A 21,992-nucleotide genomic window follows, 5' to 3' on the forward strand; every position below is an offset into this window, starting at 1 on the left:
ATTCTTCACCCTAAGCACTCCTCAACGGCGCACGGACGGAAACACAGTGGCAGAACAGGCAGGCAAGAACAGTCTTTGGCGGACCTTCCATGACAAGTTCGTGGTGGAGGAACGCTTTATGGAACCGGCCGCGCGCAAGGCTCTGTACCGGACGGCTGTGGTGCTCATCAGTGTGGGGGCCCTGCTGTTCATCGTTACGTTGGTGGGCGTTCTGCAGAGCAACACCGGCCCCTGGGGGCCCGACGAATCCATCCGCGACTGGCTGCTCTCGCTCCGGTCGGACACCCTCACTGCTGTGATGATCTTTCTCGCTGTGGTCTTCGGCCCCGTTGCCCTGCCCATCATCGTGCTGGTGGTGACGGTTGTGTGGGGGGTCGCGGCCAAGCACGCCTGGCGGCCGATTGTCCTCGCCACCGCGATGCTGACCGGCGTCGTGATATCGCAGATCATCCTGGCGATCGTCCAGCGCTCGCGGCCGCCGGTGGAACTGATGCTGTTCGGCGCTGACCACACGTTCTCGTTCCCGTCCGGCCATGTGCTGGGTGCCTGTGACTTCCTGCTGGTGACAACCTTCCTCGTGTTCTCGAGGCGGGAAAACCCGAGGTCGGCCGCTATCGGCTTCGTCGGCGCGGGCATCGGCGTTGTCCTGGCCGCGCTGAGCCGCCTGTACCTCGGCTACCACTGGTTCAGCGATGCGATGGCCTCGATTTCCCTCTCCCTGCTGATTCTCGGTGCCGTCATCGCCCTGGATACGTGGCGCACCGCGCGGATCCCCGGCGAACGGATCACGGGCGAGCTCTCCAAAGCGGACGTACCGGGGGACTAGCCGCTATGGCAACCGAGGAGGACGTGCGGAGGATGTGCCTGGCATTGCCCGGTGTCACCGAACGCAGCAGCTGGAACCAGCCCGCCTGGTTCGCGAAGACCCTGATGGCGCGCCTGTGGGAGGACGGCGTGCTGACGGTCAAGACCACCGAGCGGGAGGCCCTGGCCGGCACGGAACCCGGTACGTATTTCTGGACCCTGCACCATGAGCGTTCGCCGCAGCTGGTACTGGTCCGGCTGGACCGCATCGGCACCGAGGAACTGGCGGAACTGCTTGAGGAGTCCTACCGGCTGGCGGGCGGCCTGGGGCCCTGACCGGCCGATCCGGAGAGGCCGGGCCCGGGCATACCCGGGCCTGGCATGCCCGGGGCTGGGACGCCGGGTCCAGGGAAGCCGTGCCCTTGGAAACCAGGTCCCGGGAAACCAGGCGAACCGGCCGCGTCCGTGCCGCTGCCCAGCAGGCTGCGGGTGAGGGTTTCGGCGTCGGCCATCAGGTCCTCCACGGCGGCCGCCAGATGCGAATCGGACACCGGCGCGTCATCCAGCGCCGCAGCCACCACAGCCCGCCGGACCAGTTCCCGGGCGAAGGATGCTGTGGTTCCCGCCGTCCGTTCCGCGGCGGCATCCAGTGCCGCCGGGCTGAACGCCACCAGGCGGCCGTAGAGTTCCAGCAGCCGGACGCGTTCGGCATGGGCCGGGAGCGGGATCTCCACCGCGAGGTCCACCCTGCCCGGGCGCTGCGCCAGCGCCCGCTCCAGCATGTCCGGCCGGTTGGTGGTGAGGACAAACGCAACGTCGGCGTCGTTATCGAGCCCGTCCATGGCGTCCAGCACCTCAAACAGCAGCGGCTGCGGCCCGTGCCCAAAACTCCGGTCCTCGGCAATGAGGTCGCAGTCCTCCAGCACCACAATCGAGGGCTGCAGCGCCCGCGCCATGCGTGCCGCCTCCGAGATCCTGGCGAGCGACCCGCCCGAGAGGAGGATCGCCGTCGAACCTTCACTCTGGCTCAGCAGGTGGCGCACGGTGTGCGTCTTGCCGGTCCCGGGCCGGCCGTACAGCAGGATGCCGCGTTTGAGGTGCTGGCCGTGCTGCTTGAGGGCCGCCCGGTGCGTGGCGATGCCCACGGTGTGGTCCGCGACCTTCTGCAGCAGGCCGTCGGGCATGATGACGTCCGACGCCGGGAGGCTGGGGCGGTGGTGGAACGTCACTCCCGCCGTGCTCGGCCCATACTCGGACATGACCAGGGAGATGACCTGCCCCTTGAGGACGCTGTTGTTTTCCATCCGGAGGCGGAACTCCGCCAGGAACTCCGTGGCTGTTTGCGGCCCGGCGGCCAGCACTTCCAAGGTGGCGGTTTGACGCCCAGTCCGCGGGTCCGCGTCGCGCTGAAAGACCGCCAGCCTGTGTCCTTCGAAACTGAAGAGCCAGAGCCCCATGGCCACCGCCTGCCGCTGCGCATCAGGTCCTACGGCAAGGTTCGTGTAGTCGGGCTGGGACAGCGGAAACTGGGGAAACAGCTGCGACTGCTGCACCATGTCGCTGAGTGACTGGTGGTGCCGCTGGGCGCCGCCGATGCCCACCAGCCGGCTGTCCGGATCCTGACCGGCAAACTCCGCCATCAGGATGTCCGCGTCCACAAACCGGTGCGGCGGGATATTTTCCACCACCACGGAGAGGCCATCGGCCGGCTCTCCCAGATGCTCCGTCAATGCTTCGAGCAGCTGTTTACCCGCCTGCTGCCGGTGGTTTCCCGCCTGCGCCAGCTGAACCAGCTCGGAAAAATCGTCGATGAACTTCCCCAGTTTTTCATCCATGCACAGACCCTAGCAGTGCGCCGGGCGGCCAAGGGATGACGGCAGGAACAGATGGATATACTCCTCAAGGAGGGCACATGATTTCGCAGGAGAATAGTTCGGGCACGCCACTGGGTGCGGCTGCACCCCTCGAACGTCCCGGGCGCCGCCAACCCGTCACCCTCCGGCAAGTAGCCGAGGCCGCGGGCGTCTCCACTGCCACCGTCTCCTTGGTAGTGAACAAGAAAAAGACGGCACGGATTTCCGACGAGACGCGCCAACGGGTGCGGGACGCGATCCGGGACCTGGGTTACCGGCCCAATGCCATGGCACAAACCCTGGTCAGCGGGAGTTCGCGATTCATCGGGCTCGTCGCCGACGCCATTGCCACCACCCCATTTGCCGGCCAGATCATCCACGGCGCCCAGGATGAAGCATGGAAGCACGGCTATGCGCTTCTCATCGCCAACACCGAAGGCAACCGCGAACTGGAGACGGACGCCATCGCCATGATGCTCGAATACAAGGTGCGCGGAATCCTCTACTCCACCTGGTTCCACCGGGCCACGGACATCCCGGCGTCCCTTCGGGAGTCGGACTTCGTCCTCGTCAACTGCTATTCCACGGAGCCCGGCTCCCGGGCTGTCGTCCCGGATGAAGTACAGGGCGGCCGGTCAGCCACCGAGATCCTGCTGAAGCACGGCCACCGCAGGATCGCCTTCATCAACGCCACCATCCCGGCCCCGGCCAAGGACGGACGGCTCCAGGGCTACCAGGAAGCGCTGCAAGCGGAAGGCATTCCGTTCGACGCGGGTCTGGTCCTGGAAGCCTACCCAGACCAGGAGGGCGGGTACGGAGCCACGGAGGAACTCCTCAAGCGCGACGTCACCGCCGTGTACTGCTACAACGACCGAATGGCGATGGGACTTTACGACGGCCTGCGCGAGCACGGCATGTCCATCCCGGACGACATGGCTGTGGTGGGGTTCGACAACCAGGAAGTCATCGCCGCCCACCTCCGGCCCCCGCTTTCCACGGTATCCTTGCCCCATTACGAACTTGGTGCAGCCGGGGTGCGGATGCTGCTGGGCCTCGATGAAGCGCCGGCCAGTGCCGTCGCAAAAATCTACTGTCCCAGCGTGGAACGAACCTCGGTGCAGGCGTTGGCGCCGGCCTAGTCACCCGCAGATAACTGGCCCGCCCGGGATCTCGTCAGCCGCGTTCCGGTGTGCCATTCTGAGATGTACGCGTTCCACGCTTCTCCGGCATAAAGAGCTGACCCCATGCACATTTCCGCCAAGGACCTGGCCGCCCTCATTCCCGCGGACTTCACGCTGGGGGTAGCCACCGCAGCCTTCCAGATAGAGGGCGCGCTCACCGAGGACGGCAGGGGCCCGGCGGGCTGGGACATGTTTTCGGCCAAGGAGGGAGCCATCGTGGACGGCCACAGCCCTGCCGTGGCCTGCGACCACTACCACCGCATGCCCGGCGACGTGGCCCTCATGAAGCAGTTGGGCGTCGACTCGTACCGGTTCTCACTCTCCTGGCCCCGGATCCAGCCCAACGGCAGCGGCCCGGTGAACCCTGCCGGGCTGGCCTTCTACGACCGGCTCCTGGACGAGCTCCTGGCCAACGGGATTTCGCCCATGGTCACCCTCTATCACTGGGACACTCCGCTGGCACTGGACGACGCCGGCGGCTGGATGAATCGCGATACCGCCTACCGCCTGGGGGAGTTCGCCGCGATCGCCGCCGCTGCGTACGGCGACCGCGTTGCCCGCTGGGTCACCATCAACGAGCCCGCCACGGTCAGCACCAACGGCTACACCATGGGCCTGCACTCACCGGGCGAAGCGCTGATGCTCAACGCGTTGCCCACCGTGCACCACCAGCTTCTGGGCCATGGGCTCGCGATGCAGGCATTGCGGGCGGCGGGTGTCCCCGGCGAGATTGGGATGAGCAACGTGTACTCGCCCATGGTCCCGAATTCCATCAACCCCCTGGACTGGATGAGTGCAGGCCTGATGGACATCGCACAAAACCGGCTGTACGCGGACCCTGTCCTGACGGGCAAGTATCCGGATCTCATCCGGGCCGCGAAGTTCTTCGGCTCATTCGACCACCCGGACGAGGACATGGATATCATCTCCCAGCCGCTGGATTTCTACGGCCTGAACTACTACATGCCCACCAAGGTGGCCGTCGGCCCCGGTGAAGGGGCTGTGCCGGCGAGCATGGCGGAGGCCATGGGCAGTGACCTGAGTGCGGCCGGCAATGTCTCCACGCCGTTCCACGTGGGGGCCTGGCCCGAAGCGGACATCACCTCCTACGGCTGGCCGGTGAAGCCCGAGTACATGACGGTGGCGCTGAAGGAAATGGCGGAACGGTACCCGCATCTGCCGCCGGTGATCATCACCGAGGGCGGGGCCAGTTTTGAGGACATCATCGTCCGGGACAAGTCCACCAACACCACCTTCATCCCGGACGAACGGCGGCTGAAATACCTGTCGGACCACATCGAGTCCGCGCTGAAGGCGACGGCTCCCGGCGGTGAAGCCGAGGGCATTGACCTGCGCGGCTACTACGTGTGGTCGCTGCTGGACAATTTCGAATGGTCGGCAGGCTACAACCAGCCGTTCGGCCTGCTCCATGTCGATTTCGAGACCCTGGAGCGGACGCCAAAGGCGTCCTACTTCTGGCTGCAGGAGCTCATCGAGGAGCGGAACCTTGCCGCGGCGGCGGGTGCCGCCGTCGCGCAGGCCGCCAGCCCGGAACCGGACATAACGGAAGCGCCCGACGACGGCGTGACCACCTCAGGTGCCACCGCCTAGCCTGATGGGGCTGGCTTGGCGGGGTTAAAGGAGGTCCAGGACCTTGAGCTGTTTGGCCATCCCCGCGCCGTCCGTCGAATAGATCCACGGCACCACAGAGGTGGTGTGATCGCCGTCGTCGGAGTGCCCGCCGGCGAAGACGGACTCGCTCACGGAGAGTTGCCGGATGGCGATGGCGGCCACTTTGTCGGCGTTTTCCTGGGCGAAGCCTGAGTAGATCTGTTCGTCGTGCTGGCCGTTGTCGCCGATCAGGAGCCAGCGCACGTCCGGGAATTCCTTGGCAAGGCGTTCGAGGTTGCGGTGCTTGTGCTCCTGCCCGCTGCGGAACCAGCGGTCCTGGGTCAGGCCCCAGTCGGTGAGCAGGAGGGCGCCGGAAGGATACATGTTCCGGTTCAGGAACCGCGCCAGGGTGGGGGCGGCATTCCAGGGACCCGTGGACAGATAGATGACCGGCGCGTCGGCGTGTTCAAGCGTGAGCCGGTCCAGCAGGACGGCCATTCCCGGTGTGGCCATCCGTGCCCGTTCGCTGAGGACAAAAGTGTTCCACAGTGCCAGGAACGGCCTGGGCAGGGCGGTGACCATCACGGTGTCGTCGATGTCGGACACGATGCCGAACTTCGCGTCGGCGCTGATCACCTGGATCAGCGTCTCCACGGGTTCTGTTCCCTCAGCCCGCAGAACGGCGGTGTGCCAGCCGGGGGAGAGCTTCACGTCCACCACCGTGTCGATGAGCCCGCCCCGGTCCGCCCGGACCCGGGTGGTGACGCCGCCGATGGTGATTTCCACTTCGATGAACTGAACCGGAACGCTGGTGAAGGCCCGCCAGCCGCGGATGTTTTGCGTGCCGTTGCGGGCCGCCTGCTCGGCCCGGCTGCCTGGGGCCGGATTCTTGGTTAACAGGACGCGGCCGAGCACGCGTACCCAGCCGGTTGAACCGTAGCCCTGGTACGCGATGGTCTGCGGTGCGAAATTCCAGCCCTTGGCGAGCTGGATGCGGACGGCGTTGACCACGGCGGAGATCCGGTGCGCCAGGCGGAAAATCTGGGTGCCGGACATTGGTGCGGGGTGCGGAGTGTTCTGCGGTGAATTCTGAGGAGCCCTGTCCATGTCTCCACTCTGCCACAGCGCAGCCGCTCGCCGGGCACGTGCGCCGGTCCCGCCGTCGTCCGTGACGTCAGCCCTCAATCAGGAACATGGAGTGCCCACCCAACCCCATCAGCAATCCGTGTGGCAGTGTATGGGAATGGCGCGCATTGAAGATTATGCAGTTGTTGGCGACCTCCACACCGGCGCCCTGGTCAGCACAGAAGGCTCCATCGACTGGCTTTGCCTGCCGCGCTTCGACTCCCCGGCATGTTTCAACGCGCTCTTGGATACGCCGGAGGCCGGACGCTGGCTGCTGGCGCCCGAGAGTGGCGGCACGTGCACCAGGCGCGGCTACCGGGACGGGACCCTGATCCTGGAAACAGAATGGGATACCGCCGAGGGTACTGTCCGGGTTATTGATTTCATGCCGCCACGTGACGAGGTGGCGGACATCGTGCGGATAGTCGAGGGCGTGAGCGGAAGCGTCAGGATGCACGGCGAACTGGCGCTGAGGTTCGATTACGGGCACATCGTTCCCTGGGTGCGGCGCGACAAGCACGGCCTGCATGCCATCGCCGGCCCGGACGCTGTTTACTTTGTCACCAAGGCGCCCCTCCACGGCGAGAATATGCACTCCGTCAGCGACTTCACCGTCCAGGCCGGGGAGCGCGTCCCTTTTGTCCTGACGTGGGCGCCCAGCCATGTTCCCCGCCCCCACACGGTGAATGCTGAGGTAGTGCTGGGCACCACCCTGGCATTCTGGCGCGGCTGGGCGTCCCAGTGCACAGTCAAAGGCAAGTACCAGGATGCCGTGGTCCGTTCGCTGGTGACCCTGAAAGCCCTGACGTACGCTCCCACGGGCGGCATCGTCGCTGCCGTCACCACGTCCCTGCCCGAACAGCTCGGCGGTCCCCGCAACTGGGACTACCGCTACTGCTGGCTGCGGGACGCCGCCATGACGCTGCAGGCGCTGCTGGCCGCCGGCTACACCGCCGAGGCTGCCGCCTGGCGTGACTGGCTGCTCCGCGCCGTGGCGGGCGACCCGGCCGACCTGCAGATCATGTACGGGATCCACGGCGAACGCAGGCTTCCGGAGATGGAACTGCCGTGGCTTGCCGGGTACGAGAATTCGAAACCGGTGCGGACCGGGAACGGCGCTGCCGAGCAGCTTCAGTTGGACGTCTGGGGCGAGGTGCTGGACTGCCTCGCGCTGACCAGGAACTCGCTGCTGAAACACACCGATGAGTCCTGGGACGTTCAGGTTGCCCTGATGCAGCACCTGGAGACCATCTGGGACCAGCCGGACAACGGACTCTGGGAGATGCGCGGGCCACGGCGCCATTTCACGCATTCCAAGGTGATGGCTTGGGTGGCCGCTGACCGGATGGTCAAGGGCGTCCGCGACTTCGGCCTGCCCGGCCCCGTGGAACGCTGGGAGGCCCTTCGCGACACCATCCACCGGGACGTCATGGCCAACGGCTTCGACCCTGCCCGCAACACCTTTGTGCAGTCGTATGGCCGACCGGAGCTGGATGCCAGCCTCCTGCTGATCCCGCGGGTGGGCTTCCTGCCGCCTGATGATCCCCGCGTGCTCGGGACCATCGACGCGATCCAGCGGGAGCTCACCGAAGACGGGTTTGTGCTCCGCTACCGTCCCGCCGACAGCGACGACGGACTCCCGGGAGACGAAGGCGTTTTCCTGGCCTGCTCCTTCTGGTTGGTGGAGGCGCTGCTGGGCGCAGGGCGCACCGAGGAGTCCACTGAGCTCTTCGAACGGCTGCTGGAACTGCGCAACGATGTAGGCCTGCTCAGCGAGGAGTGGGGCGTCAGGGCAGGACGGCAGCTGGGCAATACGCCCCAGGCTTTCAGCCACTTCGCGCTTGTGACAAGCGCTCTTGAGCTTCATCAGGATACAGTTCGCCGCAGTGACACACCTATTCCCCCGGAGACCGAAAGGGTTGGGCAATGACGGCCTGAGGGCCGGCCCGCTCTTCACCTCCGGGAGAGAGGTAAGTATACTTACTAGACTCGCGGAGCGCTCCTAAAGGGCTCAGCGCCGTGACTGAACGAGGGGTGGTTGTAATGGCCGGACATTTTGAGCTGGTGGATGCGCCTGACGGCGGCTACAGGGTACGGATGCTGGATGGTTCAGGGAGCCTGATGGCTATCTCGGTGACCTTCCCGACGAAGCGCGCAGCGGTGGCCGGGGTTGCCATGGCCCGCGAGATTGCCGGTACGGGTTTGATCAGGGACCGCAGCGGCAACGTCGCTGGAGCCGTCATCCGGGACCGGATTGGCCCCGTGTCCGCCCCGAAGGAGAGCGCCGGCCGCGGCAAGAAGCTGTCCGGGGCCGCGCGCGCTGTAGCAGGGTGATCACCCAAAGCCATGCCCTGGTCCGCGGGCGGAGGTACGGCGTACTTTTTGACGTTGACGGGACCTTGGTGGACTCCGCGTATATCCACACCTTGGCGTGGTGGCAGGCGTTCCGGCAGCACCAGCACGACGTCCCCATGGCCGCCATCCACCGGTGCGTCGGGATGGGCGGAGACCGTTTGGTGGACACCCTCCTTCCTGCTGACCGGAACCGGGACGCCGACGCCGAAATCCTGGCCAGCCACGCGGCGGTCTTCGCACAGAGCTGGCCGTCGTTGCGCCCGTTCGACGGCGCCAAGGAGCTGCTTGCCCAGTGCCACGCCGGTGGCCTCGCCGTCGCCCTGGCATCATCCGCGCGAACGCAGGATCTGGCGGCCACCCGCAGGGCCCTCGGTGCCGACTCGTTCATCCATGCCGCCACCAGCGCCAACGATGCGAAGGCAAGCAAGCCTGCGCCGGACATCCTGGTGGCGGCGCTGGAAGCTGTTGGTGTTGCCGCGGCCGGCGCCGTGTATGTGGGCGATGCGGTGTGGGACATGCAGGCCGCTGCGGCGCTGGGAATCCCCGCCATCGGCGTTACCTGCGGCGGGACCAGTGCAGCTGAACTCCGCGAGGCCGGCGCGGCCGAGGTCTATGACGGGCCCAGGGACATCCTGGCCAACCTGCAGGCAAGCGCCATCGGCAAACTGCTGACGCCGCAGGATGCTTGAAAGCTCGAGGTCGCCGGAACCGCTCGAGGTCGCCGGAATGTCCGGCGAACTCGAAGGTTTCCGGCGAGTTCGGCGTCGGGCTCCGCAATAACGGCGAGTTAAAGCGGCAGCAGGGCTGAGAGGTCCGCGCGCAGTCCGGAGGCAGCCACCCTGTTTGCCGCGACAGCGTCCGCCCAGCTCAACTGGCCGGTCACCATGCCCAGCCAGGTGGCGGCGTCGCACTCGATCACGTTGGGCGGGGTCCCGCGGGTGTGCCGCGGACCCTCCACGCACTGGGTGACCCCGAACGGCGGCACCCGCACCTCCACCGAATTCCCCGGCGCCCGCGCGGTCACCTCCTCCAGCGTGTACCGCACGGCCGTGGCGGTGACGTTGCGGGGGAGTGGAACGTCCGACGGCGATCCGGCGGCTTCCTGCCACGCGGCCAGTGCCGCGGTGCCTTCTTCGATGCCGATCCGACGGCGCGCTACAGCCATGTCAGTCCAGGAGCGCGGACACGGCCGGACCCAGGCGGATCTTGCCTACCGGATGGCCGCCGCCCATCACCGGATCCACCACCTTCTCCAGGACGCTGGAGACGCCCGGGATATCCACGGCACCAACCGCGGCAAGGAGGGTCAGGCCCACCAGGGAGGTGGCGCGGAGGTTCCCGTCAAGCATTTTGATGGCCACCGAGACACCCTGGGGTGTGGCCATGGCCAGGACACCCTCGGCGCCGATCTTGGCGATGATGCCCAGTTCGTCCATCACGATGGTGTTGGCCTCGCCGCGGCCCTGGACGGCCCACGGGTAGTCGAGCATGGACGTGGCGATGGTGGCGGCGCGGGCGTTGGAGTTCTTGTCGCCAGGAGCCTTGGCCAGCAGCGAGAACGCGCGGGCCAGTCCGGTCAGCGAAATGGCGGCAACCGGGGCTCCGCACCCGTCAATGCCCAGGTGCGCGATCCGTTCGCCGGCGTATTCCTCGATCACGCTGCGGACGCGCTGCTGCAGCGGATGGTTCGGCTCGAGGTAGCTGTGGGTGTCCCAGCCGTTTTCCGTGCAGGCCCACAGGAAGGCGGCGTGCTTTCCGGAGCAGTTGAACGCGAGCTTGGACCTGCCGCGTTCGGAACGCACCAGCCAGTTGCGGGCCGTCTCGTCCTTGGGCCAGGCGGCGGGGCACTGCAGCTGGTCTTCCCGGACGCCGGCGGCCTTGAGCATCCCCTCCACCACATCCATATGGTCCAGGGAACCGACGTGGCTGCCGCAGGCCAGCGCCACCTGCGCGCCGCGCAGGGGGACTCCGGACTGCATGGATGCCAACGCCTGCAGCGGTTTGAGCGCGGACCGTGCGTACAGGGGAGTCCTGATGTCGCCGAGTTCGGTGACGACGGACCCGTCGGCGGACAGGACGACGGCGGAGCCAATGTGCCGGGACTCCACAAAACCGCTTCGTTCAACAACAGCGAGTTCGACGGCGGAGTCCACGGTGAACGTGGCATGCGGGTTGTGCGGCATGTTGCCAGTCTATGGGCGGAATCGCCGAATGCCGGGCTACTCCACGGTGACCATGACGGACTGCCAGCCGGAGGCGCCGTCGGGTACCGGATCGGCCCGCTGATCGGTCTGGACCGCGCCTGTTCCGTCGGTGGCGCGCACCTTGATGTAGTGCGGTCCGGGGGTGGCTTCCCAGTCGAAGGACCACTGGCGCCACGTGATGAGGGACGCCTCGGTGGACAGGATTGCCTCGGCCCAGGGGTTGTTGTCGATCTGGACTTCCACCTTGGTGATGCCGCGGGTCTGCGCCCACGCAGTGCCGCCGATCGCCACCCGGCCGGCCGGCACCTTGGCGAAGGACTTCGGGACTTCCACCCGTGCCATGGTCTTGATGGGGCCGCGCTCGGACCAGCCGCGCTGGGTCCAGTAGGCCTTGCTGTCCGCGAACCGTGTCACTTCCAGGTCCACCACCCACTTGGTGGCGGAGACAAAGCCGTACAGCCCGGGCACCACCATGCGCACCGGGTAGCCGTGCTCCAGCGGCAGGGGCTCGCCGTTCATGCCGATCGCCAGCATGGCGTCGCGGTCATCCTGCAGGACCTCCAGCGGCGTGGAGGCACTGAAGCCATCGATCGACGTGGACAGCACCATGTCCGCGCCGTCCTTGGGACGTGCCCGCTTGAGGACCTCGCGAATGGGAAGGCCGAGCCAGCGCGCATTACCGGCGAGGTTGCCGCCCACAGGATTGGAGACACAGGTGAGGGTCACGTGCGATTCGATGAGGTCGGCGTCGAGCAGGTCCTGGAACGTGAGGCGGACTTCTTCTTCCACCAGTCCGTGCACGCGGAGCTCCCAGTCATCGGCGTTGATTTCGGGGACGCTGAGGGCGGTGTCGATCCGGTAGAAGTCCCTGTTGGGCGTGATCCAGGGTGTCACGCCGGCGGCGGGCGACTGGACACCGGCGGGCACGGCCGCGGCGGCCTTTGCCGGGGTGGGCAGCTGCAGGGCGTCTCGGGCCTTGGAGATGTTGCTGCGCGCGGCACTGAGGAGGCGTCCGCCTGTGGCCGCGATGCCGGCGCCGATCACAGTGATTCCGGCGGCGGCGAAGAAGCGGCGGCGGCTGGTGGCGGGCCGGTCGGGTTCCTCGGCACCCGTGTCGGCAGGTGCCTCGGGCCAGGACTTCAGGCGCCAGAGCGGGGCGATCAGCAGCCTCAGCACCACCAGCCCGGCGATCGTGCCCAGCACGGTGGGGATGGCATCCAACGGTTTCACGCTGGCCCGTGTCACCACGCTGGCCACGATCACCGCGCCCATCAGCAGCACGCCGGCAACGCCCAGCGCCCACTTGCGGTAGGCCACCACACCCAGCACGCAGGCCAGCAGGAAAATGGTCAGGCCCATCCCCATAAACAGCGCGGCTTTGTCATTCGTGCCGAACGTGGCGATGGCGAAATCCTTCATCCACGGCGGTGTGAAGTCGATGAACGTGGACCCCAGCGCGATCACCGGGGTTGCCCGGGCGGTAAAGAACGCTCCGATCAGTTCCGCAACGGAAAGTACGACGGCGGCAGCCGCCACGCCTGCCAGCGCGGCCATTGCGGCGGGACTCTTGAGCCACTTCAGAAGCTTCTTCATGCCTTGGATTCGTTGCGGAGGGCCGCAGGGATGGCCGGGCGAGGACACAGCTTAGGAGCACTCCCTTAGGAAAGGGCAGGGTGCACAAAGTACCCTTGGAGACTGTGAAGGTACTCGTCATTGGCCCTGGAGGCCGCGAACACGCCATTGTCCGCTCCCTGCTCGCCGACCCCAACGTCTCCGAGGTCCATGCGGCTCCCGGCAACGCCGGCATCAGCAAGCTGGTCCCCACCCACAACATTGACGGGAATGATCCCGACGCCGTCGCGGCGCTTGCCACCAAGCTCGGCGTGGACCTGGTGGTGGTAGGCCCCGAGGCGCCCCTTGCTGCCGGGGTATCCGACGCCGTCCGCGACGCCGGCATTCCGGTCTTTGGCCCCAGCAAGGCCGCGGCCCAGCTGGAAGCCTCCAAGGCGTTCGCCAAGGAAGTCATGGCCGAAGCGGGAGTTCCCACGGCCATGGCGATGGTGGCCACAAACGCCGAGGAAGCAGCCGCGGCCCTGGACACCTTCGGCGCACCCTACGTGGTCAAGGACGACGGCCTCGCAGCCGGCAAGGGCGTTGTGGTCACCATCAACCGCGACGAAGCTCTGGCCCACGCGCAGACGTGCTTCGACGCCGCCGGCACCGTGGTGATCGAGGAATTCCTCGATGGCCCTGAGGTCTCCGTTTTTGTCCTGTGCGACGGCCGCAACACCGTGGCACTGTCCCCGGCGCAGGATTTCAAGCGCATCTTCGACAATGACGAAGGCCCCAACACCGGCGGCATGGGTGCGTACACCCCGCTGGAATGGGCCCCCGCCGGACTGGTCCAGGAAGTCATCGACCGGGTGGCCCAGCCCACGGTCAACGAGATGGCGAACCGCGGCACCCCGTTTGTGGGTGTGCTGTTTGTTGGCCTGGCCCTGACCACGCGCGGCACCCGCGTCATCGAATTCAACGTCCGCTTCGGCGACCCCGAGACGCAGGCCGTGCTGGCCCGGCTCAAAACCCCGCTCGGTGCGCTGCTGCTGGCAGCTGCCAAGGGCGAACTGGACAAGGCAGACGAGCTGCGCTGGTCCAAGGAGACGGCCGTCGCCGTCGTCGTCGCGTCCGAAAACTACCCGGATTCCCCGCGTACCGGTGACCGCATCCGCGGACTCAAGAAGGTGGATGAGCTCGACGGCGTGCACGTGATCCACGCGGGCACCGCGTTCGACGACGACGGCAAGGTGATCTCGGCCGGCGGCCGGGTGCTCGCCGTCGTTGCTCTCGGCAGCGACCTGGTGGAGGCCCGGGAACGGGCGTACGACGGCGTGGAGCTGGTTCAGCTGGAAGGCTCCCAGTTCCGGACGGACATCGGCCGCAAGGCCGCCCGCGGCGAGATCAAGGTTGCCTCCAATGCAACCGGAGCGTTCCCTGTCACGAAGGCGAAGGCATAACATGACTGAGAACTCCGCTCAGGAACCACAGCAGCCCCGCGGCTTCAGCACCGAGACCCTGGACCTGCCGGGCTGGACGCACGTTTACTCCGGCAAGGTCCGGGACCTCTACGAACCGGCGGACGAAGCCGTCCGCCAGCAGGTGGGCCAGGACTGCGTCCTGGTGGTGGCCAGCGACCGCATCAGCGCCTATGACCACGTGCTGGCCAGCGAAATTCCGGACAAGGGCCGCATCCTCACGCAGCTGAGCCTGTGGTGGTTCGACCAGCTTGACGTGGTCCACCACGTGCTGGCGTCCACCGTGGAAGACGGCGTTCCCGCGGCCGTGGAAGGCCGCGCGATGATCTGCAGGAAGCTGGACATGTTCCCCGTGGAATGCATTGCCCGCGGCTACCTCACCGGCTCCGGACTGCTGGAGTACAAGGCCAGGGGGACAGTCTGCGAGATTCCGCTCCCGCCGGGCATGGTGGACGGATCCCGGCTGGAACAGGCGATCTTCACGCCGTCTGCCAAGGCCGAGGTGGGCGAGCATGACGAGAACATCTCCTACAACGATGTTGTGGCCATGGTGGGGGACGACATCGCCGCACGCCTGAGCGAGCTGACCCTCAAGATCTACACCGGCGCCGAGAAGATCGCCCGCGAACGCGGCATCATCCTGGCCGACACCAAGGTGGAGTTCGGCTACGACGCCGTGTCCGGGGCCATCACCCTGGGCGATGAGGTCCTGACGCCGGATTCCTCGCGTTTCTGGGATGCGGCCACGTATGAGCCGGGCCGGGCGCAGCCTTCCTATGACAAGCAGTACGTGCGCGACTGGCTGACGTCGGCCGAATCAGGCTGGGACCGGTCCTCCGATGTGCCACCGCCCGCCCTGCCGGCAGACGTGGTGGCCCGGACCCGCAGCCGCTACATCGAGGCCTACGAGAAAATCACTGGCAGGACGTTCGCCTAGAACACCTTTGACGGGCCCGGCTTCCGGCAGGGCCCGGTCCTAGCTTGCCTTGGCGTTTTTCGCTGCTGCGGCGGCCCGCTGCTGGGCGAGCCTGATCTCAAGGACCGCGTCCAGGGCCTGCTGGACGCGGTCCGAGGCTCCCGCGGCACTGAAGGCCTTCTGCGCTTCTTCGAGGTAGACCAGGGCTTCGTCGGACTCGCCGGCAGCCTTCAGCGATTTGCCCAGCAGGAGTGAGACTTCCCCTGCCGTGTGCTTGGCCAGAGCCCCCAGTTCCGAGTGGATCTCGCGGAGCTTGTTGATGGCAGCCACGATGTCGCCGGTGAGATACAGCCAGCGCGCGCGGATGAACGCAACTTCCAGCTCGTCGCTCTTGTTGCCGCCCACAATGGACAGCGCCAGTTCGGCGCGCTCGATGCTGGAGAGCGTTTCCGGTTCAACGATTCCGGAGGACAGCCGGACGGCGGCCGAGGCCTTGTTGAAACGGGCCCACAGATCGATGTCATTGGCGGGCGACAGCATCCGGGCGGCGCGCTCGTGGTATTTGATGCCCTCGGGGTAATCGTGCCGCATAAAGGCCACGTTGCCGATCACCCAGGCAACCTCACCGGCGAGCTGGGACATGGAGTGCTCGTCCATCTGGTCGTTCATGGCCTGGCAGTATTTCCAGGCCTCGTCCAGGCGGCCGCTCTCCGCCAGCGCCCCGATCAGCGCGCGGTAGGCGCCGATGATCAGGGTGGAACCGTTGGGCAGCTGGCCGCAGAGTTGTACGGCCGCCAGCGCATGTTCCACGGCGGTACTCAGCTGGCCCTGGCCTTGGCAGATGGCGGCGAGCATCTGACGGGCACGGACGGCGAGGCCGGCAGACTCCGTGGCCATCGGGTGCTCCAGGAGGTGCTGCATGATCTTTTGGCATTCCTGCCAGTTGCCCTGTTTGATCAGGCATTCGGCCTGCATGTAGGTCATGTTCCACCACGCGCTGGTGTTCTTGCCTTCCAGGGCTATCTGGGCCGCGGTGGCTGCGTGGGTGGCGGCCAGCGGGTAGTCCCTGAGGTCCCAGGCCTGGCGTGCGTAGAGGCCGGCCAGGACGTACTCGGCGTCGCTGACTGTGATGGGCTGGCTCCAGGCTTCCAGCGCCTTGGGCGCCAGCTCCAGCCTGCGGGCGAGCTCCTCGATCACTTCGGCCGTCGGCTCGCGGCGGCCGGTTTCGAGAAGGGAGATATAACTGGGGGAATACAGGTCCTTGCCCAGTTCAGCCTGTGTCAGCCCACGTTCGAGACGCTCCGCACGGAGCTTCTCCCCGAATCCGTTGCCCACGGGATTTCCTCCTAATTCTGGACAGTCTTTGTACTCAATGCTTGACAGTCCCTGTGGAAAACATTTTACAATGTATGTCAACAAGGACAGTGCTGACTTTGTAACGAATCCGACTCGTATTGAGGAACTTATATGTTGAAGAAGATTGCGGCCGCTGGCGTACTCGCTGCGGCCTTGGCATTTTCTGCGGCGGCCCCGGCTGTCCTGTCGGCAGGTTCCATCGCCGACACCACCGGCGTATCCGTAGCCGTTGGCAACTGGCCCGATCCCATGTCCAAGCCCGTCAAGGAAAACGGCAAGACCTACACCACCTACGTGGGCAACTGGCCTGACCCGATGTAAGGAATCCTCTTAGGAGGCGCGGCCCCGGGGCATGGTCATCATGCCTCGGGGCTTTTTCTTTGTCCGGATACTTGACCGTTCTCCGTCCGGCTACGTGACAGCCGGGAGATACAAAAGAGGGCCTCCCCTGGGGGAAACCCTCTTTCAATTGGTCGGGATGACAGGATTTGAACCTGCGACCTCGTCGTCCCGAACGACGCGCGCTACCAAGCTGCGCCACATCCCGATCCGCTGCAAAAGCAACTTTACAAGAATAGCCGACGCCAGGCCCGGATGCGAAATCGGCGGCCGCCGGGATCCCCCAGGTTTGCTCAGGTTTGCTCAGTGTCCCGCCGCAACACGCCGCCGTCGCTGCCCAAAACTGGGGAAACCCAGCGGCAACACGGCACCAGATCCCTAGACCAGGGAGTCCTTCCAGGCGCCATGGAGGTCTGCGAAGCGTCCGCCGCCTCCGATGAGTTCTGCGGGGGTGCCGTCCTCGACCACACGGCCGTCGTGGACCACCAGGACGCGGTCGGCAGTTTCGACAGTGGAGAGGCGGTGCGCGATGATCAGCGCCGTCCGGCCGCCTCCCGCGGCAGCAGACCCGGCAGCAGCAGACCCGGCAGCCGCAGTCCCGGCCGCGGCGGACCCCGCAGCCGAACCCGCACCAGCAGAGCCCGGCGCGCCTGCCGAACTTCCGGCGTCGGACGTTGCCCGCAGGAGGCGCGCCAGGCCGCTCTGGACGAGCCGCTCAGAGGGGATGTCCAGGGACGAGGTGGCCTCGTCAAGGATCAGGACGGCAGGCCGGGCCAGGAACGCCCGGGCGAAGCTGATCAGCTGCCGTTGCCCGGAGGACACCCGGCCGCCGCGCTTGTTGACATCGGTGTCATAGCCCTGGGGGAGTTCGGTAATGAACTCGTGAGCGCCCACGGCCCGGGCTGCATCCTCGATTTCCGAACGGGTTGCTTCGGGCCGGCCCAGGGCAATGTTGTCCGCCACGGAGCCGCTGAACAGGAACGCCTCCTGGGTGACCATCACGATGTTCCGGCGCAGGTCCGTGGTGGTCAGGCTGCGCAGGTCCACGCCGTCAAGGGTCAGCGATCCGGAGGAGACGTCGTAGAAGCGGGCGATCAGCTTGGCCAGCGTGGATTTCCCGGCGCCAGTCTGCCCCACCAAGGCCACGGTCTGGCCAGCGGGGATGTGCAGGTGCAGGGTGGGGATGACCACCGGGCCGTCGCCGTAGCGGAACTCCACACCGTTGAAATCGATGGTGCCCCGGGCATCGCGGAGCTCCACAGGGTTCTTGGGCGGGCGGACCGTGGGAACCTCCTCCAGCAGGCCGGAGACCTTCTCCAGGGCCGCCTGGGCGCTCTGGAAGGAGTTGTAGAACATGGCCATCTGGTCCACGGGCTGGAAGAAGCGCTTGGTGGATAGGATCAGCGCCAGGAGCACGCCCACCGCGAGGTCCCCGCCAAGGACCCGGAACCCCCCAAATAGGAGCACCACGGCTACGCAGACGTTGCCGATCAGCACCAGGCCGGGCTGGAAAATGCCGTTGAGGTTGATGGAGCGCACCGTGACCAGCCGGTAGTCCTCGGACAGCTGGCCGTACCGTTCGGCGTTCTCGGTTTCCTTGCGGAAGGCCTTCACTGCGCGGATCCCGGTCATGGTCTCCACGAAGTGCACGATCAGCCGGGCGGACACTACCCGGGATTCACGGAACACGATCTGGGAGTGCTTCTGGTACCAGCGCGACAGGAAGTACATGGGGACGCCCGCGGCCAGCACAATCAGGCCGCTGCGCCAGTCCAGGGCAAAGACCGTGACAGCCGTGAAGACCATAAACAGCAGGCCCGAGGCCAGGGAGCTGACGCCCGAATCGAGGAGTTCCCGCAGCGCTTCCAGGTCCGAGGTCTGCCGGGCGATGATCCGGCCCGACGTGTACTTCTCGTGGAACTCCAGGCTCAGGCGCTGGGTGTGCCGGAAGACCCGGACGCGCAGGTCCAGCAGCATCGCCTGGCTGAGCCGCGCGGTGGAGGTGACGTACAGGGCGGTGAGCCCCGCCGTCGCGATCGCCGCGAGCAGGTACGCGACCCCGGTGAGCACCAGCGGGAGGTTGTCGCCCGCCTGCAGCGCGGGAAGCGCGTTGTCGATGCCGAACGCGATCAGCGCCGGCCCGGCGACCCGCGCGGCCTGGGACAGGACCACGGTGGCGATGGTCAGCCAGAACCTGAGCCGCACGGGACGGATCAGCGTGGCCAAAAGGGCGAGCGACCGCCGTCGTACTGTTTTGCTGTCCGCTTTGCTGAGGTGGGTATTGTCCTCGTTGGCGGTGCCGAAGGTTGCGTTGCTCATCGGATGCTGTCCTCTGCCTCGTCCTCAAGCTCCGACAGTTCCGAATCCAGATCCCGTGGTTCCTGGTCCAGGCTGGCGATGACATAACGGTAATGGGGGTTGTGCGCCAGCAGTTCCGTGTGGGTTCCGACGGTGGCGATCCGGCCATCCTCGAGCAGCGCCACCCGGTCGGCCAGCGCCACGGTGGACGGGCGGTGCGCGACGATCAGCGTGGTGGTGTCCTTCAGGACCGCACGGAGCCGGGTTTCCACAAGCTCCTCGGTGTGCACGTCCAGGGCCGACAGCGGGTCGTCCAGCACTAGGACCCGGGGCCGCGCCGCGATGGCCCGGGCCAGTGCAATCCGCTGCCGCTGCCCGCCGGACAGGCTCAGGCCCTCCTCGCCGATGAGCGTATCCACGCCCTCCGGCAGCGAGTACGCGAAGTGCGCCTGCGCCACATCCAGGGCTTCGTCCAGGGCTTCCTCGGTCCGGTCCGGCGCCCCGAGAAGCACATTGTCGCGGACCGAATTGGAGAACAGTGTGGTGTCCTCGAACGCGACGCCCACCACGCGCCGGAGCCCCTCGACGTCGAACTCGCGCAGGTCCACCCCGTCGATGGTGATGGAGCCGTCGGTGACGTCGTACAGGCGCGGGACCAGCTGGATCAGCGCGCTCTTGCCGCTGCCCGTGATGCCCACCAGTGCCATGGTTTCGCCCGGCCGGACGTCCAGGTTGATCTCTTTGAGGATGGGTTTGTCCGGTGCGTCCTCGAACGCGAACGTGGCGTTGTTGAAGCTGAGCGCGCCCTTCAGCTGCGAGGGGGTTCGCGGCTCCGCGGGACTGGTGATGGTGTTAACCGAATCCATGACCTCGAAGTGGCGGTCGACGGCGGACTTGGCGGTGAGTGCCATGGCCAGCAGCATGCCGGAGAATTCCACCGGCGTCGCGATGACCGCAGCGGTGGCGAAGAAAGCCACCAGGGCGCCGATGCTCAGCTGGCCGCTGGCGCAGAGCATCACGCCCACCACCAGCCCGGCGCCGAGCGCGAGTTCCGGCAGCAGGGTGACCACCATGGTGAAGGTGGCCTGGTGCTTCGCCTTCATAATCTCCGTCTGGCGGAGTTCCTCGGCCTGCTCGTTGAAGTTCTCCAGGGCCTCGCGGCTGCGGCCGAAGGCCTTCAGCACGCGGATGCCGTGGACGGATTCCTCCACAGTGGTGGCGAGGTCGCCGGCCTGGTCCTGGCTCCGCCGCGCCACCTTGCTGAAGCGGGTCCGGAACCGGAAACCGTACGCCATGATGGGCACCGCTGCGGCCAGGAAGATCAGGGCCAGCTGCCAGCTCATGGAGAACATGACCACAATGCCGATGACCACCGTGAGCGTGGTGACCACCAGCATGATGGCACCGAAAGCCATCCAGCGGCGCAGGAAGTTCAGGTCCGTCATGGCGCGTGACAGCAGTTGGCCGGAGCCCCAGCGGTCGTGGAAGGACACGGTCAGGTCCTGCAGGTGCCCATACAGCGAGACCCGCATCCGGGTTTCCACGGTGGTGGCCGGGTTGATCACAAACTGCCGGCGGAGGGCCACGAGTCCCGCCTCGGCGATGCCCAGGACCAGGATTACGACGGCGGCAGTCCAGACGGCGTCCGACGCGCCACCGGGTTTGAGGGACTCATTTACGAGGACCCTCAGCACCTGCGGAATGGTCAGTGCCACGAGGCTGGCCAGGAGTGCGCAGAGTAGCCCCATCACAAGCCGGGGGATGATCAGCCTTACGTGAGGATAAAGACGGCTGATGGATCTGAAAAATGAGGTCTGCTTGGCCATGCCCGCTTCTCAAGCTCTAAATCGAATGTAGTTTCCCTTAGCAACTACCCTATGCCATGGCGTGAGCCGTTTCACACCCTTAGCTCTATCACTTCCGGTTGCTATCCGAGCCAGTTAGCGACTCGAAGTGATAGAGCAACGGGCCTATTCGGGGGAGGTGAGCGTCAGCAGGACAGCCTCGGGTTTGCAGGCGATGCGGATGGGGGCGAAACGGGAGGTGCCGATGCCGCCCGAGACGTTGACCGGCGTCGTACGTCCGTTGCTTTCCCAGTTGTTGAGTCCCTTGGCCCGCCACGTGGGGAGGTCGCAGTTGGCCACCAGGGCGCCGTAGCCGGGGATGCAGAGCTGGCCGCCATGGGTGTGGCCCGCCAGCAGCAGGTCCGCGCCGTCCTGCGTGAAGTGGTCCAGGACCCGCTGGTAGGGGGCGTGGATGACCGCAACCCGGAGATGCGCGTTCTTGTCCTGGTCACGGGTGCCGCGGGGCCAGCCCGCGTAGCGCTCCCGGCCCAAATGCGGATCGTCCACGCCGGAGAAGTCGAACCGGATCCCCTTCAACACCACCGACTGGTGCCGGTTGGTGAGGTCGACCCAGCCGCCCATGCCGAAGCCCGACCGCAGCCGCGGCCAGTCCAATTCGGTTTGTTTGGGCTTGGCCTGGGATGGGCCCAGCAGGTAGGACGCGGGGTTTTTCAAGCTCGGGCCGTAGTAGTCGTTGGACCCCGGGACGAAAACGCCGGGAAATTCCAGCAGCGGGCGCAGTGCCTTGAGCAGGGGCTCCACCGCCTTGACATGGCTGAGGTTGTCCCCGGTGTTGACCACCAGGTCCGGCTCCAGCGACGCCAGCGACTCGAGCCAACGCGCCTTGGTGTCCTGGCCCGGTACGAAGTGGATGTCGCTCAGGTGCAGGACCCGGAAAGGCGCGTGTCCTGCCGGCAGGATGGCCAGTGTCTCCTCACGCAGGACAAACTGGTTCTTCTCCCACAACCCGTATCCGAAGGCGGCGAGACCCGCTGTAGTGCCCGCGCCGGCGGTGACGGCCAAGCCGCGCCCGATGTTCCGGACGCGGCTGGCCAATGCCGGGCTGACTGCCAT

General features: G+C 66.4%; 19 protein-coding genes and 1 tRNA gene. 10 read left to right on the forward strand and 10 right to left on the reverse strand.

Annotation, left to right across the window (positions count from 1 at the left end; translation table 11 throughout):
- The first annotated feature begins 46 nt into the window (after nt 1-46).
- Both AC50YA_RS10085 and AC50YA_RS10090 read left to right on the forward strand, forming a co-directional pair.
- Entirely contained in the window at nt 47-826 is a 780-nt protein-coding gene (locus AC50YA_RS10085) for a phosphatase PAP2 family protein (RefSeq protein ID WP_494982147.1), read from the forward strand.
- Between the two features lie 5 nt (nt 827-831).
- Nucleotides 832-1,140 (forward strand): MmcQ/YjbR family DNA-binding protein, encoded by a 309-nt coding sequence (locus AC50YA_RS10090; protein ID WP_494982148.1) that lies wholly within the window; start codon nt 832-834, stop codon nt 1,138-1,140.
- Here AC50YA_RS10090 and AC50YA_RS10095 read toward each other — a convergent pair.
- On the reverse strand, nt 1,110-2,639 hold the full coding sequence (locus AC50YA_RS10095; protein WP_494982149.1) for an AAA family ATPase: 1,530 nt from the start codon (nt 2,637-2,639) through the stop codon (nt 1,110-1,112). The two genes, AC50YA_RS10090 and AC50YA_RS10095, sit on opposite strands and share 31 nt — an antisense overlap.
- Nucleotides 2,640-2,716: 77 nt before the next feature.
- On the opposite strand from AC50YA_RS10095, the gene AC50YA_RS10100 reads away from it, so the two are divergent.
- Nucleotides 2,717-3,796 carry a LacI family DNA-binding transcriptional regulator gene (locus AC50YA_RS10100; protein WP_494982150.1) on the forward strand — a complete coding sequence of 360 codons (1,080 nt, stop codon included), beginning with the start codon at nt 2,717-2,719 and terminating at the stop codon, nt 3,794-3,796.
- Between the two features lie 105 nt (nt 3,797-3,901).
- The gene (locus AC50YA_RS10105; RefSeq protein WP_494982151.1) at nt 3,902-5,449 is read left to right on the forward strand and encodes a GH1 family beta-glucosidase; all 1,548 of its coding nucleotides are present in this window, start codon (nt 3,902-3,904) and stop codon (nt 5,447-5,449) included.
- A gap of 24 nt (nt 5,450-5,473) precedes the next feature.
- Here AC50YA_RS10105 and AC50YA_RS10110 read toward each other — a convergent pair whose 3' ends face one another.
- Nucleotides 5,474-6,556, reverse strand: a complete 1,083-nt coding sequence (locus AC50YA_RS10110; protein ID WP_494982152.1) for an App1 family protein phosphatidate phosphatase — start codon at nt 6,554-6,556, stop codon at nt 5,474-5,476.
- Nucleotides 6,557-6,692: 136 nt separating this feature from the next.
- Here AC50YA_RS10110 and AC50YA_RS10115 point away from each other — a divergent pair, with 136 nt between their 5' ends.
- The 3 genes from AC50YA_RS10115 (at nt 6,693) to AC50YA_RS10125 (ending at nt 9,618) form a co-directional block, all read left to right on the forward strand.
- Nucleotides 6,693-8,504 (forward strand): glycoside hydrolase family 15 protein, encoded by a 1,812-nt coding sequence (locus tag AC50YA_RS10115; protein WP_494982153.1) that lies wholly within the window; start codon nt 6,693-6,695, stop codon nt 8,502-8,504.
- 113 nt (nt 8,505-8,617) lie between these two features.
- Nucleotides 8,618-8,908, forward strand: a complete 291-nt coding sequence (locus AC50YA_RS10120) for a hypothetical protein (protein ID WP_494982246.1) — start codon at nt 8,618-8,620, stop codon at nt 8,906-8,908.
- Nucleotides 8,905-9,618, forward strand: coding sequence for an HAD family hydrolase (locus AC50YA_RS10125; RefSeq protein WP_494982154.1), 714 nt, complete (start codon nt 8,905-8,907; stop codon nt 9,616-9,618). Before AC50YA_RS10120 ends, AC50YA_RS10125 begins: the two co-directional genes overlap by 4 nt.
- A gap of 98 nt (nt 9,619-9,716) precedes the next feature.
- Here the strand turns inward: AC50YA_RS10125 and AC50YA_RS10130 are convergent, their stop codons facing one another.
- Genes AC50YA_RS10130 through AC50YA_RS10140 form a run of 3 tightly spaced genes read right to left on the reverse strand, consistent with a single transcriptional unit; the run spans nt 9,717 to nt 12,726 of the window.
- Complete coding sequence (locus tag AC50YA_RS10130) at nt 9,717-10,094, reverse strand: sterol carrier family protein (RefSeq protein ID WP_494982155.1); 378 nt, start codon at nt 10,092-10,094, stop codon at nt 9,717-9,719.
- Between the two features lies 1 nt (nt 10,095).
- On the reverse strand, nt 10,096-11,112 hold the full coding sequence (locus AC50YA_RS10135) for an asparaginase (protein WP_494982156.1): 1,017 nt from the start codon (nt 11,110-11,112) through the stop codon (nt 10,096-10,098).
- A gap of 36 nt (nt 11,113-11,148) precedes the next feature.
- Complete coding sequence (locus AC50YA_RS10140; protein WP_494982157.1) at nt 11,149-12,726, reverse strand: molybdopterin-dependent oxidoreductase; 1,578 nt, start codon at nt 12,724-12,726, stop codon at nt 11,149-11,151.
- A gap of 104 nt (nt 12,727-12,830) precedes the next feature.
- Between AC50YA_RS10140 and purD the strand changes: the two genes are divergently transcribed.
- Complete coding sequence (purD, locus tag AC50YA_RS10145; RefSeq protein ID WP_494982247.1) at nt 12,831-14,147, forward strand: phosphoribosylamine--glycine ligase; 1,317 nt, start codon at nt 12,831-12,833, stop codon at nt 14,145-14,147.
- Nucleotide 14,148: 1 nt separating this feature from the next.
- Nucleotides 14,149-15,102, forward strand: coding sequence for a phosphoribosylaminoimidazolesuccinocarboxamide synthase (locus tag AC50YA_RS10150; protein WP_494982158.1), 954 nt, complete (start codon nt 14,149-14,151; stop codon nt 15,100-15,102).
- Nucleotides 15,103-15,141: 39 nt separating this feature from the next.
- On the opposite strand, the gene AC50YA_RS10155 is transcribed toward AC50YA_RS10150, so the two are convergent.
- On the reverse strand, nt 15,142-16,416 hold the full coding sequence (locus AC50YA_RS10155; protein ID WP_494982159.1) for a helix-turn-helix domain-containing protein: 1,275 nt from the start codon (nt 16,414-16,416) through the stop codon (nt 15,142-15,144).
- A gap of 132 nt (nt 16,417-16,548) precedes the next feature.
- On the opposite strand from AC50YA_RS10155, the gene AC50YA_RS10160 reads away from it, so the two are divergent.
- A complete protein-coding gene (locus tag AC50YA_RS10160; protein ID WP_494982160.1) occupies nt 16,549-16,758 on the forward strand; it encodes a hypothetical protein in 210 nt (69 codons plus the stop codon).
- A gap of 149 nt (nt 16,759-16,907) precedes the next feature.
- On the opposite strand, the gene AC50YA_RS10165 is transcribed toward AC50YA_RS10160, so the two are convergent.
- The 4 genes from AC50YA_RS10165 to AC50YA_RS10180 all read right to left on the reverse strand — a co-directional run bounded on the left by AC50YA_RS10165 (nt 16,908) and on the right by AC50YA_RS10180 (nt 21,992).
- A tRNA-Pro gene (locus AC50YA_RS10165) sits at nt 16,908-16,984 on the reverse strand.
- Nucleotides 16,985-17,154: 170 nt separating this feature from the next.
- Nucleotides 17,155-19,095 (reverse strand): ABC transporter ATP-binding protein, encoded by a 1,941-nt coding sequence (locus AC50YA_RS10170; protein WP_494982161.1) that lies wholly within the window; start codon nt 19,093-19,095, stop codon nt 17,155-17,157.
- The gene (locus AC50YA_RS10175) at nt 19,092-20,900 is read right to left on the reverse strand and encodes an ABC transporter ATP-binding protein (protein ID WP_494982162.1); all 1,809 of its coding nucleotides are present in this window, start codon (nt 20,898-20,900) and stop codon (nt 19,092-19,094) included. Before AC50YA_RS10175 ends, AC50YA_RS10170 begins: the two co-directional genes overlap by 4 nt.
- 144 nt (nt 20,901-21,044) lie before the next feature.
- On the reverse strand, nt 21,045-21,992 hold the full coding sequence (locus AC50YA_RS10180) for a metallophosphoesterase (RefSeq protein WP_494982163.1): 948 nt from the start codon (nt 21,990-21,992) through the stop codon (nt 21,045-21,047).

The sequence above is a fragment of the Pseudarthrobacter sp. RHLT3-21 genome, from assembly GCF_059383495.1.

Excerpts from the sequence above, each read along its gene's own strand:
- AC50YA_RS10090 (WP_494982148.1), top strand. The coding sequence starts at position 832 with ATGGCAACCGAGGAGGACGTGCGGAGGATGTGCCTGGCATTGCCCGGT.
- AC50YA_RS10095 (WP_494982149.1), bottom strand. The coding sequence starts at position 2,639 with ATGGATGAAAAACTGGGGAAGTTCATCGACGATTTTTCCGAGCTGGTT.
- AC50YA_RS10100 (WP_494982150.1), top strand. The coding sequence starts at position 2,717 with ATGATTTCGCAGGAGAATAGTTCGGGCACGCCACTGGGTGCGGCTGCA.
- AC50YA_RS10105 (WP_494982151.1), top strand. The coding sequence starts at position 3,902 with ATGCACATTTCCGCCAAGGACCTGGCCGCCCTCATTCCCGCGGACTTC.
- AC50YA_RS10110 (WP_494982152.1), bottom strand. The coding sequence starts at position 6,556 with ATGGACAGGGCTCCTCAGAATTCACCGCAGAACACTCCGCACCCCGCA.
- AC50YA_RS10115 (WP_494982153.1), top strand. The coding sequence starts at position 6,693 with ATGGCGCGCATTGAAGATTATGCAGTTGTTGGCGACCTCCACACCGGC.
- AC50YA_RS10120 (WP_494982246.1), top strand. The coding sequence starts at position 8,618 with ATGGCCGGACATTTTGAGCTGGTGGATGCGCCTGACGGCGGCTACAGG.
- AC50YA_RS10130 (WP_494982155.1), bottom strand. The coding sequence starts at position 10,094 with ATGGCTGTAGCGCGCCGTCGGATCGGCATCGAAGAAGGCACCGCGGCA.
- AC50YA_RS10135 (WP_494982156.1), bottom strand. The coding sequence starts at position 11,112 with ATGCCGCACAACCCGCATGCCACGTTCACCGTGGACTCCGCCGTCGAA.
- AC50YA_RS10140 (WP_494982157.1), bottom strand. The coding sequence starts at position 12,726 with ATGAAGAAGCTTCTGAAGTGGCTCAAGAGTCCCGCCGCAATGGCCGCG.
- AC50YA_RS10150 (WP_494982158.1), top strand. The coding sequence starts at position 14,149 with ATGACTGAGAACTCCGCTCAGGAACCACAGCAGCCCCGCGGCTTCAGC.
- AC50YA_RS10160 (WP_494982160.1), top strand. The coding sequence starts at position 16,549 with ATGTTGAAGAAGATTGCGGCCGCTGGCGTACTCGCTGCGGCCTTGGCA.
- AC50YA_RS10170 (WP_494982161.1), bottom strand. The coding sequence starts at position 19,095 with ATGAGCAACGCAACCTTCGGCACCGCCAACGAGGACAATACCCACCTC.
- AC50YA_RS10175 (WP_494982162.1), bottom strand. The coding sequence starts at position 20,900 with ATGGCCAAGCAGACCTCATTTTTCAGATCCATCAGCCGTCTTTATCCT.
- AC50YA_RS10180 (WP_494982163.1), bottom strand. The coding sequence starts at position 21,992 with ATGGCAGTCAGCCCGGCATTGGCCAGCCGCGTCCGGAACATCGGGCGC.